The sequence below is a fragment of the Paraburkholderia caballeronis genome, assembly GCF_900104845.1.
Taxonomy (GTDB): Bacteria; Pseudomonadota; Gammaproteobacteria; order Burkholderiales; family Burkholderiaceae; genus Paraburkholderia; species Paraburkholderia caballeronis.
In genome coordinates this window covers 2,149,275-2,164,965 of sequence record NZ_FNSR01000002.1, presented here as the reverse complement: position 1 = coordinate 2,164,965, position 15,691 = coordinate 2,149,275, and the positions used below count along the sequence as shown (strand labels likewise).

Genomic DNA, 15,691 nt, shown 5'->3' with positions numbered 1-15,691 from the left:
GCGGAGCCACTAGCCGCTGCCGACGGTAGTAAAAGCAGCAAGAGCAGCAAAAGCAGGCACGGCGCGCATTGCGCGCGCCGCGAAGCGGTCCATCAATCGGCCGGCGGCGGCGGACGCTGGCTCTGCCGGCTCACGCTCTTCATCATCAACGAGATCGCGTTGGCCCAGTTCTGCGTCGCGTCGCCCTGGCCGCGCTCCGCACGCAACTGCGCGAGATCAAGCTTCGCGCGCGTATGGTCCTGCGCGGCCGCGCGGGCCAGCCACCTCTCCGCTTCGTGATAGTCGCGCGGCACGAGCTTGCCTTCGAAATACACCTCGCCGAGCAGCGTCTGCGCGATCGGATAGTTCTTCTGCGCGGCGCGCCGATAATACGCAACGGCCGTGCGCGAGTCCTTGCGCACGCCGAAGCCGCCCTCGTAGATCATGCCGAGCGTCGTCAACGCAGCCGGGTCGTCGCCGCGCGCGCGCAGCGCGGCGATGTCCTCGCGGTCCGCGTGCTGCGACGCCATCGTAAGCCGGTATTCCGCGTCGTCCCACGAATCCGAACGCTGGTCCGCCGCAGTGTCGGCCGTTTGCGGCAACGGCGTCGCGCCGATCTTCGGCGCCGCGCGCCAGTCGTCGGCCGCGGCTGGCGCCGTGGCTGCGCCACGCGTCGGCCCGCTGCGCGGCACAGCCGCAACCGGCGCCGGCAGCGGACTCGCATACGCCTGCGCCATCGTCACGTCGCCGAGCAGGCCGCTCGCTATCCACGGCCGCTGCCGCCCCAGCGTCAGGTCGCTGACCTGCTGCTGCGTCTGTTCGAGCGCGCCCTTGATCGTCGCGTCAGGCGCTTTCAGGTACATCGCGAGGTAATAGGCGAAGGGGCCGTCGTCCACCGCCGTGCCGAACGTGCGCATCGAATCGTATGCGGACGCCTGGTCCGCCGTCGAAAACGCAATCAGTTCGCCGCGCGCAACCGTCTCGTGTTTCAGCGTCGCGCCGCCCGGCCCGCGCGACGGCACGCGGCACGCGTCGATCAGCGCGACGAACGCGGCCGGTCCCGCCGCCTTCACGCGCGTGCGCACCGTATTCAGCCGCACCGCATGTTCGAGCAGATCGAGGCGCGTCATCGCGTTGATCGCGAAACCCGTCTTGACCGGCACCAGAAAATTGTCGCCGCCGGATTCGAAGCCATGCCCCGCGTAATAGAACACGACGACCCGCGCGCCGCGCGCGCGTCCGGCAAGCCAGTCGACCGATGCGTTGAACTCGTCCTGCGACAGATCGTAATCGACGCGCGTATCGAAGCCGAGCTGCTTCAACGTATCGCCGATCAGCTTCGCGTCGTTGGCCGGCGACAGCAGGCGATCCGCGCCGCCATAACCGCTGTTGCCGATCACGAGCGCCACTTTGCCGCCGCTCGCGGCAACGGCAGCCGCAGCCTGCGCGTTGTTTCCGATCGGCACCAGCAGCAACGCGACGCCTGCCAGCAGCGCCTGGACGAACCCGGCGATCCACTTCACGCCGATACCTCCATGCGCGTGCCGGCTTCGACGTCCCCGCGTTCGTCCGAAAATTTCAGCGCGTCGAGCCGCAGAAAAAGCCGTAGCGCATCGGCAACTTCCTCTCCGCCGTTCCGCGACGACGGCAGCACGAACGTCGACTCGACGCCGCGCATCGTGCACAGCCGGTCGAACTGCGCGAGCGCCCGGCAGGCGGTCGCATCGATCCGCCGCACGCCGGTCAGGTCGAGCGCGACGCGGGCCGGCGCAGGCTCCGCGTCGATGCGTTTCAGCAGCGGCGCAACGAGCCGCGTGTCCGCGTTGTAGCAGAGCAGCGCGCCATCGGCGCTCGCGGCCAGCGTATCGCCGCGCTGCGCGAACGATACGGCGAGCGTGCGCGGCGACGGCCACGCGAGCAGCACGCCCGCCGCGCAGCCCGCCGCGAAACCGATGCTCGGTTGCCCGGTCGCGAGCGTCGCCGCCGCCTCGACCGCGAACAGCCACATCGCGCCGCCGATCACGCCGCGCGGCTCGCGGTCGCTGAACGCGAGCGTCGTGAGCTGCTTCGACCAGTCGTCGATCATGTCGAGCGACATCGCGATCACGACGACCGCCGCGGACAGCTTCGGCAGCATCGCGACGAAACGCAGCCCGACGGTCAACGCGACCAGCACCAGCGCCGCATGCAGCCACGCGACCGCGCGCGTGCGCGCGCCGGCCGCAATCGCCATCCCCGAGCGCGTGACCGAACCGACGCACGGCAGCAGCGTCAGCGCGCCGAGCAGCACGTTGACCGCGCCGAAGCCGAGCAGATCGTGATTGACGGAGCCGCGCCGGTGCGTCTGCGCTTCGATGCTCGACACCGCGATCACCGTGTCGATCGACGAGATGACGCCGATCAGCGCGCCATAACCGAGCACGAGGATCCAGAGTTTCGCATCGGCAATATCCGCCACCATGCGCCACACGCCGGCATCGAACGGCCGCCACGCATGCAGGTCGAGCCCGGCGATGCCGACGAGGCGGCAGGTGGACGGCGGCAACGGCAGCACGCCGACCGCCGCGTAATAACACGCGGCCGACGCGAGCAGCGCGGCGAACAGCGACAGGCCGGGCGGCAGCGCGACCCGCCGGGCGACGCGCCGGCACAGCATCTTCCAGCCGAAATGCGCGGCGACGCCGACTGTCGCGATGCCGATCGCGGCGACATGCCAGTCGATCACGCAGCCGGCGACGAACGCGAACTGGTCCTGCATCGCGAGCCCCGCGACGCCGAACAGCAAGCCGGACAGTACCGGCGCCGGCACCATGCGCACCAGCGAGCCGCCGCGCAACGCGCCGAGCGCAAGCTGCACGACACCGGCGACGACGACCGCGCAGCACGCGAGCGCAACGATCCCGCGCATGCCGAGCGTCGCGGCCGAACCGTCGCCGAGCAGCCGCGCGACGAGGCTCGACATCAGGATCGTCGACGCGACGCGCGGGCCGGAGATCATCGGCCGCGTGCTGATCGTCAGCGACGCGAGCGGCACGCCGATCACCGCGGTCAGGATGCCGAGCAGCACGCCGTACGCGGCGGCCTGCGCGCCCGGCAGCGCGGACGTTGCCTGCGCGCCGAGCGCGACGTATTCGGTCGCGCAGCCGAGCGTGACGACGACTGCGGCGAGCGCCTCGACGAACCAGCGGCTGGAACCGCGGCCCGCCGGCAACGGCGCGGCCGCGCTCACGACGCGTTTCCGATCGGCACGGACGGCTCCGCGGCCGTGCATCGCGCGTTCGCGCGCGTGCGCGAGAACGCCGGCGCATGCGCGCTGACCCGCAACGCGTCGTCGAGCGACAGCGCGCCGAAGTGCAGTTGATACGCACCCTCTTCGTCCGGGCCGCCGACGATCGTCGCGCCAAACTGCGTGAGGAAGTCGTCGACCGATTTCAGCCGCGCGTCCGGCTCGAACCACGCGAGCACTTCGCCGCACGGGCCGCCCGTCGCGCCGCGCGTCGCGCTGTGCCCGTTCGCGCCGGCGAACGTCGCGGCCGTGCGGCCGAGCGCCATCGTGAGTCCCGCGAGCACCAGCATGAACGCGAGCACGAACGCGGCCTTGCTGTTGATCCACCGCGCCGCGCCATCGATCAGCCCCGCCGGTTTCGCGCTCATGGGGTGGCCGCTCCGCATTGCACCGTGCGCTCGACGCGCTCCGCGATGCGCGCGGCCGCCGCGTCGTGCGCGAAGCCGGCCGACGCGTCGCGATCCGGCAGCGCGATGCGCAGACGCCCCTGCGAATCGGGACCGGCCGCGATCGAGCCGCCGTATTGCAGCACCCAGTCGCGCAGCGAGCCGATGCTGACGTCCGCGCGCGGCGTAATCCATACGTCGAAGCACGACGCGCCGCCGCCGCGCACGACGGCGGGACTCTCGATGCGATCGTCCACGTTCAGCAGATAACCGATCACGCCGGTCTGCACGACGACGAGCGCGATGAACGCCGGCTGCAACACGTGCATGTAATCGCGCATCAGGTCGCCGAGCTTCGCGAACCACGAGCGCCGCGCGCGCGGGTTCAGCACCGGCGATTGCGCTAGCGCGGCTTCGAGTTTCGCAAACGCAACATCGGCGCTCGCGTCGGTCCGCTCGGCCTGCACCAGTTCGCCGGCTGCGCGCAGCCATGCGAGTTCGTCGCGCAGCGCCGGCGACACGGCAAGGCGGCGCGCGAGTTCGCTGGTCCGCTCGCGGCTCAGTTCGCCGCGCAGATACGCGAGGAGTTCGTCGTGTCCGTCGCCGGCGCGCGGCGTATCGAATGTCGTCGGTTCGCCGTTCATGCCGCGCTCCGCAGCGACGACTGCGCGCAGCGCGCGAGCACGTTTTTCGTTTCGGAAATACGCCGCCGCACCGCGACCGCCGAGCCCGCGCCGGTCGCCACCTGGATATCGACGTCGCTATGGCCGAGCAGCGCCAGTTCGATCGTCTGCCGCGCGAGCGCGGTCAAGCGGAGCAAACAGTCGCCGAGAATCCGCAGCCGCTCCCTGCGCTCGATATCCCCTTCGACCGACGGCGGCACATGGCCGGCCTGCGCAAGCAGCGCATCGAGCAGGTCGGTCGGGTGTTCGTCGTCGTCGATGCGAACCGTCACGCGCGTCTCGTGGCCGAGGCGGGTCAGGCGATCGATCAAACGGTAAGTGGCGGCGCTGCGGATGTAAGCGCCCAGTTGGGCCGCGAGCCGCGTGCGGTCGTGGAGCACCTCGGGCGGCACGTCGAAGTCGCCGCGCCCTTCGAGCACGTACAGCACCGCTTCGTGCAGGCACTCTTCGACGTCCGCGTCGCGCACCCACGGAAAACGCCGGCGCGCCACGCGAAACACGTCCTTGCGCAACGCGAGAAAGAAGTCGCGAAAATGCACGCGATCGGCAATCAGTTGCCGAATGGCGAGATTAGCCCCGTAGTCCATTTATTGTTGTTCGTCTGATTATCGAGCACTGCGCTCACTGCGCCGTGCAGCGTAACAGATTACGATGGCGCAATAAACCGCTCGCCACCCTACATTTCACTTACGAACGAGACGCGCCCGGGAGCCTGCCCCGGGGTATGCCCCGCTCCGCGCGCGTCAAACCGCGGTCACGCTGACGCCCACTTCGACCTGATGCGCGCCGCCGCCGAGGATCATCCCGCGCAGCAGCGACACGTCGCTATAGTCGCGCCCGGTCGCGAGCGTGATGTGATCGAGATCGGCGAGCACGTCGTTGGTCGGATCGAGGTCGATCCAGCCGCTGACCGGGCAATGCACCGACACCCACGCGTGCGACGCGTCCGCGCCGATCAGCTTCGGCTGCCCCGGCGGCGGGTCGTTGCGCAGATAACCGCTCACGTAGCGGGCCGGCAGGCCGAGCGAGCGCAGGCAGCCGATCATCACCTGCGAAAAGTCCTGGCACACGCCGCTCTTCATCTCGAACGCGCGCGCGGCCGGCGTATCGAACGCGGTCGTCGCCGGCTTGTATTCGAAGTCCGCGTGGATCCGGTGCATCAGGTCGATCGCGCCGTCGACGAGCGCCTTGCCCGGCGCGAAGCTCGGCAGTGCATACGCACGCAACGCGGCGGACGGCACGATGTACGGCGACGCATAACAGAACTCGGACTCCGGCCGGAAACCGCCGCCCGCGCGAAAACGCAAGGCGTCCGCGACTTTTTCCCATGCGGGCGTCGTGTGCGGATCGAGCGACGACCAGCGCGGCGACAGTTCGACGGTCGTCTCGCTCGTCATCTGCAACGTGTCGTGCGGCGTGTCGAGCGAGAAATACAGCACGTCGTTGCCGAACGCGTCGAGCCGGCTCTTCAGGTACGACGGCGCGGGATCGATGTGCTCGGTGTGCTTCACCACGTGCTGCCACGGGCACTCGATCGGCCGGATCGTCGCGAGATGCTGCGCGGTCTCGACCTGCGTCGAATACCGGTAGGTGGTGCTGTGCGACACCGCCAGCATCACGGATGCGTCGTTCGTGGTCGTCGCGCCGGCGCTCATTGCGCACCTCCCGCGCCGTACGGATTCGCGTGGCTGAAGTGGCGCACGCTGATCTCGTTCGACACCGCTGCCACGCACGCGCCCAACTGGTCGCAGACCTCCACGAGCACCGGATAACCGCCGGCCGCATCGGTCGTGCACAGCCGTTCGAGGTCCGGCAGCGTGTCGATGGCCGGCATCAGGTCCGACAGCGGCGCGCGGCGCACGCCGGCCGCGGCCGGTATTTCGCCGAGCTTCTTGCGCAGCCGGTCGAACACGCCGTACAGCCCGCGCGGATTCGCCGGATCGACGACCAGCAGGTCGAGCAGCGCGGGCGCTTCGAGGCGGCCCGGATACAGCGACCGGTACGTGAGGATGCTGTCGAACAGTTGCAGCAGCAGTTCGAACGCGGCCGGGCTCGCGAGCCGCCCTTCGCCGATCACGACGCCGAGATACATCGACATGGTGGACACGCGCTCGATGTGGCGGCCGATGAACAGCAGCCGCCACGCCTCGTCGCGGACCATCCGGTCGCCCTGCGCGCCGCTGATCGCGGACAACTGCGTGGACAGCGCCTCCAGCACGTCGATCAGCGCGACGCGGTCGTAGCGGCCGCCCTTGCCGACGCGAGCGATCCAGTCGAGCGCGTCGCGGAAGTCGTTGCGCGCGGCGAGCACCGTGCGCCAGTGGTCGGTCGAGAGCCGGCCGCGAATCTCGCCGCACGCGTACGCCTGGCTCGCGAGGTTCTGGCCGATGCTGGTGGCGCCCGCGTCGGTCGCGCCGCCCAGCCCGGCGAGCAGCGCGGCCTCGAAATCCTTCGCGGAACTGCGCGCGACCTTGTCGGCCGGCGCGATCAGCCCGCTGTGCGCGGCCAGTTCGACGAGCGTGTCGAACATCCCGTCCGCGTCGCCACCGTCGAGCGAGCCGAGGATCAGCCGGCACAGCCGCACGTTGTTCTCCGCGCGCTCGCCGTAGCGGCCCGCCCAGAACAGGTTCTCCGCCGCGCGGCTCGACACCACCGTGCGACGGCGCTTCGCGAGGTCGCCGGGCTTCATCGGCGACGGCAGCAGCGAAAACGACGGCACCGGCTGGCTCGACAGCACCCACGTGTCGACGCTGCTGCCGCCCAGCTGCATCGACACGGTCGAGCGGCGCTCGGCCGCCAGCCGCGTGAAGCCGCCGGGCATCACGCTCCAGCTGCCGTCGGGGCCGGCGAACGCGTACACGCGCAGCGCCGACGGCCGCGCGCCGATCGTGCCGCCGTCGTAGCGCGGCGCGCACGAATACGGCAGCGGCGCCTGGATCGTGAAGCTGTCCGGCGACCGCTCGATGCGCTCGCGCCAGCTTTCGAGCCGCTGCTCGCCGACTTCGAGCCCCGGCGCGACGCTGCCCTGCACACCGGGCCACGTCGGCTGGAGGTACGCGCTGTCGAGCTGCGCGAACGCCTCGTCGCGCGCGACCTTCTCGCCGCACCACCACGTCGACACGGTCGGCAGCGCGAGCGGCTCGCCGAGCAGCGACTGCGAGATCGCCGGCAGGAAGCCGTGCAGCGCGGGCGTTTCCGCGAGCGCCGCGCCCGGCACGTTCGCGACCATCACGTTGCCCGCGCGCATCACCTGCAACAGCCCCGGCACGCCGATCGTCGAATCGGGCCGCAGTTCGACCGGGTCGCAGAACGCGTCGTCGAGCCGGCGCAGCACCGCGTGCACGCGTTCGAGCCCGGCGAGCGTCTTCAGGTACAGCTTGTCGCCGCGCACCGTCAGGTCCTTGCCCTCGACCAGCGTGAGGCCGAGGTAGCGCGCGAGGAACACGTGCTCGAAATAGGTTTCGCTGTACGGCCCCGGCGTGAGCAGCGCGATGTGCGGCGAGTCGCGCCGGTCGCCGTCGGTGCTGTCGCCGCCGCGCATCGTCAGGCGCGCGCTTTCCGCGAGCGTCGCGATCAGCTGCGAATACGACGGCGCGAGCCGCGACACGCACATCTCGCGGAACGGCTCCGCGAACAGGCTCGCGACGATCAGCCGGTTCTCCAGCGCGTAACCGAGGCCGGACGGCGCCTCGGTGCGGTGCGAGATCACCGTCCATTCGCCGCCGGGCGCGCGCGCGAGGTCGATCGCGACGATCTGCAGGAACTGCCCGTTGAACGGCAGATACCCCTTCACCGCCCGCAGGTAGCCCGGATGCCCGAACACCAGCGCGGGCGGCAGCAGCCCGCGCTGCAACAGCGTCTGCGGGCCGTAGATGTCCGCGACGATCGCGTTCAGCAGACGCGCGCGCTGCGCGACGCCGTGCGCGATCTCCGCCCACTCGCTCTCGTCGATCAGGAACGGCAGCAGGTCGAGCGCCCACGCGCGCGGCAGCCCGTTGTCCGCGTACACGTTGTAGCTGATGTCGTTGTCGCGCACCTGCTGCGCGACCGACGCGAGGCCCACGTCGAGCCCCGCGATCCCTTCGTCGCCGAGCAGATCGAAGAATCTCCGCCACGACTCGCGCGGCAGCCCCGACGCGTCGCGCATCTCGTCCCAGTGCCCTTCCGGCACCGGCAGACGCGGCGGCACGTGCGCATGCAGCGCGGGGATGTCGAACGGCAGGGTGGACTGGAGATTCAAGATCGTATCGTGTTCAAAAAAGGGGCTGCCGACGGGTTAACGGCAGCCGGTCATCGGTGGCGCAGGTCCAGCGTGAACGGAAACTCAAGGCTGCGCTCGCGCGGCGCCGGCACGAGCGGACCCGGAGTATGCCCGATCGTGAAGAAGCGCGCGCGCCGCCGGCTCTCGGCCTCGTACGCGTTGACCGGGAACGTCTGGTAATTGCGCCCGCCCGGATGGGCGACATGGTACTGGCATCCGCCGATCGAGCGCCCGTTCCATGTATCGACGACGTCGATCGTCAGCGGCGCGTGCACGCCGATCGTCGGATGCAGCGCCGACGGCTGCCGCCACGCACGGAACCGCACCCCGGCCACGTGCTCGCTGACCCGGCCGGTCGGCTGCAGCGGCAGCGGCACGCCGTTCACCGTGACCACGTGGCGGTTGCCGTTCAGCCCGAGCACGCGCACCTCCAGCCGCTCCACCGACGAATCGACGTAGCGCACCGTGCCGCCGACCGAGCCTTCCTCGCCCATCACGTGCCACGGCTCCAGCGCGTTGCGCACGGTCAGCTCGATGCCGCTCGTCTGCAATTCGCCGACGAACGGGAAGCGGAACTCGAAGTGCGGCGCGAACCACTGCGGCTCGAACGCGAAGCCGGCCTCGGCCAGTTCCGCGAGCACGTCGTCGAAGTCCATCCGCACGAACGTGCTGAGCATGAAGCGGTCGTGCAGTTCGGTGCCCCAGCGCGTGAGCCGCGTCGTGTACGGCGTGCGCCAGAAACGCGCGACCAGCGCGCGCAGCAGCAACTGCTGCACGAGGCTCATCCGCGCGTGCGGCGGCATTTCGAAGCCGCGCAGCTCCAGCAGGCCGAGGCGGCCGGTCGGGCCGTCCGGCGAGTACAGCTTGTCGATGCAGAACTCGGCGCGGTGCGTGTTGCCGGTCACGTCGATCAGGATGTTGCGCAGCGTGCGGTCGACGAGCCACGGCGGCAGCGTCGCGCTGCCGCGCCCGCCGAGCAGGTCGATCTGGTGCTGAAGCTCGCGGAACGCGAGTTCCAGTTCGTACACCTGGTCGTTGCGCGCCTCGTCGACGCGCGGCGCCTGGCTCGTCGGCCCGATGAAGAGCCCCGAGAACAGGTACGACAGCGACGGATGGTTATGCCAGTACGCGACGAGGCTCGCGAGCAGGTCCGGCCGGCGCAGGAACGGGCTGTCGGGCGGCGTCGCGCCGCCGAGCACGAAGTGGTTGCCGCCGCCGGTGCCGGCGTGGCGGCCGTCGAGCATGAACTTCTCGCTGGACAGATAAGTCTCGTGCGCGGCCTCGTACAGGTACTCGGTGTGATCGACCAGTTCGTCCCAGTTCGACGCCGGGTGGATGTTCACCTCGATCACGCCCGGGTCGGGCGTCACCTGGAGCAGCTTCAGCCGCGCGTCGCGCGGCGGCGGATAGCCCTCGACGATCACCTTCACGCCGAGGTCGGCGGCGGTCGTCTCGACGGCGGCGAGCAGGTCCAGATAGTCGTCGAGGTTCGCGAGCGGCGGCATGAACACGTGCAGCAGACGCCGGCCGCTGCCGAACGCGTCGGCCTCGGCCGTCGGGCCGGCCGCGCGCGCCGGGTCGCGCGCCTCCACGCAGATCGCGGTGCGGGTGATCCACGACGCGGATTCGCCGCGCGCGGGCAGCCGCCCATCGGCCGCGGCCGGCGTGCCCGTGCCCGTGCCGCTACCCGCGTGCGGCGCGCCGAAGCCTTCGCCGTCACCGGCCCAACCCGGCGCGCGATACGCGGCGGTCGGGTCGCCGCTCGCGTCCGGCTGGCCGTCGCCGCGATACTGCATCCGCATCTCGGCCGCGCTGCGCAGCGGCTGCGACGGCGCGAACGGATCGTGCGCGTATTGCCACGGATAATCGGCCGCGGACACCCACGGCAGCGAATCGAGCGGCAGCCGGTAACCCATCGGCGAATCGCCCGGCATCAGGTACATCCGTTCGTCGCGGAAGAACCACGGGCCGCTGACCCAGCGCGGCGGCTGCATCGGCACGTCGTTCGCGCGGGCGAGCGGCAGCACGTAGCCGGTCACCGACGGCAGCCCCGCGTCGAACACGCGGCGCAGCCGCATGCGCTCCATCTCGTCGTCCAGCCGCGAATCGAACGGATCGACGTTCACCGGCAGCCGGCGTTCGCGCCACAGGTAATACCAGGTGTCCTCGTAGCCGGGGCGGATGAAACGCGTGTCGAGCGCCAGCTTGCCCGCGAGGTGCTGGATAAAACGCTCGGCGTCCTCGGACGTGTGGTAGGCCGGCTCGCGCTCGTCCGCGAACAGCGACGGGTCGTGCCAGCACGGCTGGCCGTCCGTGCGCCAGTACAGCGACAGCGCCCAGCGCGGCAACTGCTCGCCCGGATACCACTTGCCCTGGCCGATGTGCAGGAAGCCGTTCGCGCCGTACCTCGCGCGCAGCCGGTCCATCAGCGCGACCGCGTAACCGCGCTTGGTCGGCCCGAGCGCGTCGGTGTTCCATTCGGCCGCGTCGCGGTCGCGCACCGACACGAACGTCGGCTCGCCGCCCATCGTGAGCCGCACGTCCTGTGCGACGAGATCCGCGTCGACCTGCACGCCCATCTCGTGCACGCGCGCCCATGCGTCGTCGGTGTACGGCTTCGTCACGCGCGGCGTTTCCAGCACGCGCTCGATCGACATCTCGTGGGAAAACTCGACCTCACATTCGTCGACCGCGCCCGAGATCGGCGCGGCGCTGCCCGGCTCCGGCGTGCACGCGAGCGGGATGTGCCCTTCGCCGGCCAGCAGCCCGGACGTCGGATCGAGGCCGATCCAGCCCGCGCCTGGCAGATAGACCTCGCACCACGCGTGCAGGTCGGTGAAATCGACGTCGGTGCCGCTCGGGCCGTCGAGCGCCTTGGTGTCCGGCGCCAGTTGCAGCAGGTAACCCGACACGAAACGCGCGGCGAGCCCAAGCTGGCGCAGCGCCTCGACCAGCAGCCAGCCGGAGTCGCGGCACGAGCCGGACGCGTTTGCGAGCGTCTCTTCCGGCGTCTGCACGCCCGGCTCCATCCGGATCAGGTAGCGGATCTCGTGCTGCAGCCGCTGGTTCAGTTCGACGAGGAAGTCGATGGTCTTGCGCGGCGTGCGGTCGATGCTCTCGACGAACGCCGCGAAACGCGGCGTCGGCTCGCGCCGCACCAGATACGGCGCCAGTTCCGCCGCCAGTTCCGGCGCGTACTCGAACGGAAACTGCTCGGCCGACGGCTCCAGGAAAAAGTCGAACGGGTTGTACACCGCCATCTCGGCGACCAGGTCGATGGTCACCTTGAATTCGCGGGTCGGCTCCGGGAACACGAGCCGCGCCTGGTAGTTCGCGAACGCGTCCTGCTGCCAGTTGATGAAGTGCTGCTCCGGCTCGACGCGCATCGAGTACGACACGATCGGCGTGCGGCAATGCGGGGCGGGCCGCAGTCGGACGACCTGCGGGGACAGTCCGACCAGGCGGTCGTAACGGTAATGCGTGACATGATTCAATGCGACGCGGATGGACACACCGGACTCCTCGTTAGATGCAGACAGGCAATCACGCCGGATAGCTGGTTTTCACTTGTTTCACGATGCCGGCCCGCGACGACGCGCGCCGGCATCCAGACCCGTACCGCCGCGGCCTCACCCGCAGATGCCGCGGCGGCGCTCCGGACCCGCCATCATGCCCGGAGCCTCTGAAATGCACGTGACGTCCGCACCGCCCGCCGTCGGCCGCATGCACCGTGCCCGCGAAGTTCGCGCGCACGGCCGCACGCCGCCCGACGCCGCGACCCCGCCGCGCGACACCCCGCGCGCGGCCGGCGATGCGAACGCCGTCTCAGGCGGCGCTTTCCTCCACGAGCGGCACGAGGAAGTCGCTGCTCACGCTGCTCGCGAGCGCGTTCACGCGCGCGAGGAAGCTCGTCAGGTACTCGTGCAGGCCGCCGCGCAGGATGTCGCGGATGCTGCCGTCGCGCAGTTCGGACCACAGTTGCGTCGCGAGCCGCTCGGTCTGCCCGGACCCGGCGATGCGCACGCGCCCGATGATCTGCTGCACCTCCTCCAGACTCGCGGCGAGCGAGCGCGGCCAGTCGCGGTACAGGATCAGCAGCCCGGCGACGCGCTCCGGCGTGATCACGTCGCGATACACCTTGCGGTACACCTCGAAGCCCGACACCGAGCGCAGCACCGCGGCCCAGTGGTAGTAGTCGAGCGACTGCGGCGCGACGGCCTCGCGGCTCTGCTCGCGCATCTCGAACTTCACGTCGAGGATCCGCGCGGTGTTGTCCGCGCGCTCGATGAACGTGCCGAGCCGCATGAAGTAGAACGCCGCGTCCTTCACCATCGTGCCGGACTCGACGCCGCGCGACAGGTGCGAACGGAACTTCACCCACTCGAAGAATTCGCGCGGGTCGCGTTCGAGGATGCCTTCCTTCAGCAGCCGCTGGCAGTCGAGCCACGTCGTGTTGATCGACTCCCACAGTTCGGTCGTGATCTCGAAGCGCACCGCGCGCGCGTTTTCGCGCGCCGCGCGCAGGCAGCTGACGATCGACGACAGGTTGTCCGGGTCGCGCGACATGAACGCGATCACGTCGCGGCTCTTCATGCCCGCGTGGCGGTCCGCATAGTTGCCGCTCAGCTCGGAGATCGACAGCATCGCGCGCCAGCCGGCTTCCGCGTATTCGTCGGATTGCGGCAGCAGCGACAACTGGTAGTTCGCGTCGAGCATCCGCGCGGTGTTTTCGGCGCGCTCGATGTAGCGCGCCATCCAGAAGAGATGGTCGGCAGTACGGCTCAGCATGATGGTTCCAGCGTTTTCGTTATCGGGAGCCCGCGACGGCGGACGTAAGAGCGGCGCGCGCGCCGCTCAGCATTCGAGAACCCAGGTGTCCTTGGTGCCGCCGCCCTGCGACGAGTTCACGACGAGCGAGCCCTCGCGCAGCGCGACGCGCGTGAGGCCGCCCGGCACCATCCGCACCTGCTGGCCGGACAGCACGAACGGCCGCAGGTCGATGTGGCGCGGCGCGATGCCCGCGTCGACGTAGGTCGGGCAGGTGGACAGCGCGAGCGTCGGCTGCGCGATGTAGCGTTCCGGCGTCGCGACGAGCGCCGCGCGGAACGCCTCGATCTCCGCCTTGCTCGCGGCCGGGCCGACCAGCATCCCGTAGCCGCCCGCGCCGTGCGTCTCCTTCACGACGAGTTCGGACAGATGGTCGAGCACGTACTGGAGGTCGTCCGCCTTGCGGCACATCCACGTCGGCACGTTGTTCAGGATCGGCTCTTCGCTCAGGTAGAAGCGCACCATGTCCGGCACGTACGGATAGATCGACTTGTCGTCCGCGACGCCGGTGCCGACCGCGTTGCACAGCGTCACGTTGCCCGCCTGATAGACCGACAGCAGGCCGGCCGCGCCGAGCATCGAGTCCGGGCGGAACACGTCCGGGTCGAGGAAGTCGTCGTCCACGCGGCGATAGATCACGTCGACGCGCTGCGGCCCCTCGGTCGTGCGCATGTAGAGGTAGCCGCCTTCGACGAACAGGTCCTGCCCCTCGACGAGTTCGATGCCCATCTGCTGCGCGAGGAACGCGTGCTCGAAATACGCGGAGTTGTACATGCCGGGCGTCAGCACGACGATCGTCGGGTTGTCGACGCCGTGCGGCGCGGCCGCGCGCAGCGTGTCGAGCAGCAGGTCCGGATAGTGCGCGACCGGCGCGACCCGGTTGCGCGCGAACAGTTCGGGAAAGAGCCGCATCATCGCCTTGCGGTTCTCCAGCATGTACGACACGCCGGACGGCACGCGCAGGTTGTCTTCGAGCACGTAGAACTCGCCCGCGCCGGCGCGCACGATGTCGATGCCCGCGATGTGCGCGTAGATGTCCCGCACCACGTTGACGCCCTGCATCTGCGGCCGGTACTGCGCGTTGCCGACGATCTGCTCGATCGGGATCACGCCCGCCTTCACGATGTGCTGGTCGTGATAGATGTCGCGGATGAACATGTTCAGCGCGGTCACGCGCTGCCGCAGCCCGCGCTCCAGCGCCGCCCATTCGTCGGCCGGGAAGATGCGCGGAATCACGTCGAACGGAATCGTGCGCTCGGTGCCGATCCCGCTTTCGTCCTTCTCGCCATACACCGCGAACGTGATGCCGGTGCGCCGGAAGTTGAGGTCCGCCTCGGCGCGCTTGTTCTGCATCTGCTGCTCGCTCTGGCCGTGCATCCAGTCGAGGAATGCCTGATAGTGGCTGCGCGGATCGCCCGCCGACACAAAGGCCGTCTGTGAAAGGCCCTTCACGTCGAGCGTGGAGCGCTCGAACATTTCGTTGAAGAATGCTTGCGTCATAACCGATCGTCCCCGTGAGATGCGTGCCGTCAGATGCCGCGGCTCAACAGCCGCGACTGCCCGGTAGCCCTCGCCGTCGCCTGCGCCGCGACGTTCCGATCGGGAGGAAACGGGACGCGCCACGGCGCACCCCGTTCCCGCGACGGTTGCCCGCCGCGCCTCATCGCCCGATTGCAGAACTGCTTTGCGCGAGCCGGACCCCAACGGACCGGCCGCGCACATGCCGCGCGACGCGCCCGCGGCCATCGCCGCCGCGCCGTCGAAAGACGGCGCCGCAGCCAGGGCCGCCGGGCTGACCGCGAGTAACCAGGCGTCACAGCGGCTCACGCAACTTCCATGCCGATTGCGGGCGACGGGAACGGGGTTTGCGCAATGGGTCGCCCACCGCGCGGCGCCTGCCTGCCAGGCCCGTCATTCGTCACTCCGCAGCCGCCATGTTCCGTTCGCTTCGCGCCGCCGCGCGCATGAAAGCGCGCCGCCGTGCGTCGCAGCGTGCGCCGACCGCGTGACCACAGCATGAACGCATGCTCGCCGCTCGTCCATAGCCGCACCGAAATCGTGCCCGAACGCGCCGCCGCGCACAGGATTGGCGAACGGTTGCCAGGCGGCCGTGTTTCATGGCTCTCCGCAGTGCAACCGGGCTGGCGCTCAACCTGTCGCCGCCGCTGCCGCTAACCAGTGGTTGGTTCAGAAAATCCAGAACTGATTGTTTTGTTTCGCAGATTTTTCGTGCCCTAACCTGCCTGCACCATCGGCTTCAGTTCCCGGC

The 15,691-nt window shown here is 69.7% G+C and carries 10 protein-coding genes; all 10 read right to left on the bottom strand.

Annotated features, from left to right (window positions below; genetic code table 11):
- Window positions 1-92: 92 nt before the first annotated feature.
- Complete coding sequence (locus BLV92_RS31810) at window positions 93-1,502, bottom strand: caspase family protein (RefSeq protein ID WP_166676946.1); 1,410 nt, start codon at window positions 1,500-1,502, stop codon at window positions 93-95.
- Complete coding sequence (locus BLV92_RS26120) at window positions 1,499-3,208, bottom strand: SulP family inorganic anion transporter (RefSeq protein WP_167627144.1); 1,710 nt, start codon at window positions 3,206-3,208, stop codon at window positions 1,499-1,501. Before BLV92_RS26120 ends, BLV92_RS31810 begins: the two co-directional genes overlap by 4 nt.
- Complete coding sequence (locus tag BLV92_RS26115; protein WP_090550747.1) at window positions 3,205-3,633, bottom strand: hypothetical protein; 429 nt, start codon at window positions 3,631-3,633, stop codon at window positions 3,205-3,207. Before BLV92_RS26115 ends, BLV92_RS26120 begins: the two co-directional genes overlap by 4 nt.
- Window positions 3,630-4,295 (bottom strand): anti-sigma factor family protein, encoded by a 666-nt coding sequence (locus tag BLV92_RS26110; protein ID WP_090550745.1) that lies wholly within the window; start codon window positions 4,293-4,295, stop codon window positions 3,630-3,632. Before BLV92_RS26110 ends, BLV92_RS26115 begins: the two co-directional genes overlap by 4 nt.
- Window positions 4,292-4,921 carry an RNA polymerase sigma factor gene (locus BLV92_RS26105; protein WP_090550743.1) on the bottom strand — a complete coding sequence of 210 codons (630 nt, stop codon included), beginning with the start codon at window positions 4,919-4,921 and terminating at the stop codon, window positions 4,292-4,294. The genes BLV92_RS26110 and BLV92_RS26105 overlap by 4 nt, the downstream gene beginning before the upstream one ends.
- A 156-nt stretch (window positions 4,922-5,077) precedes the next feature.
- Window positions 5,078-5,989: a transglutaminase family protein gene (locus BLV92_RS26100; RefSeq protein ID WP_090550741.1), complete on the bottom strand. Its 912-nt coding sequence runs from the start codon at window positions 5,987-5,989 to the stop codon at window positions 5,078-5,080.
- Window positions 5,986-8,574 (bottom strand): circularly permuted type 2 ATP-grasp protein, encoded by a 2,589-nt coding sequence (locus BLV92_RS26095; RefSeq protein WP_373681839.1) that lies wholly within the window; start codon window positions 8,572-8,574, stop codon window positions 5,986-5,988. Before BLV92_RS26095 ends, BLV92_RS26100 begins: the two co-directional genes overlap by 4 nt.
- A gap of 50 nt (window positions 8,575-8,624) precedes the next feature.
- Window positions 8,625-12,107 (bottom strand): transglutaminase family protein, encoded by a 3,483-nt coding sequence (locus BLV92_RS26090; protein WP_090550740.1) that lies wholly within the window; start codon window positions 12,105-12,107, stop codon window positions 8,625-8,627.
- Between the two features lie 313 nt (window positions 12,108-12,420).
- A complete protein-coding gene (locus BLV92_RS26085) occupies window positions 12,421-13,383 on the bottom strand; it encodes an alpha-E domain-containing protein (protein ID WP_090550737.1) in 963 nt (320 codons plus the stop codon).
- A gap of 66 nt (window positions 13,384-13,449) precedes the next feature.
- Window positions 13,450-14,922, bottom strand: a complete 1,473-nt coding sequence (locus BLV92_RS26080) for a circularly permuted type 2 ATP-grasp protein (RefSeq protein WP_090550735.1) — start codon at window positions 14,920-14,922, stop codon at window positions 13,450-13,452.
- Window positions 14,923-15,691: the final 769 nt, after the last annotated feature.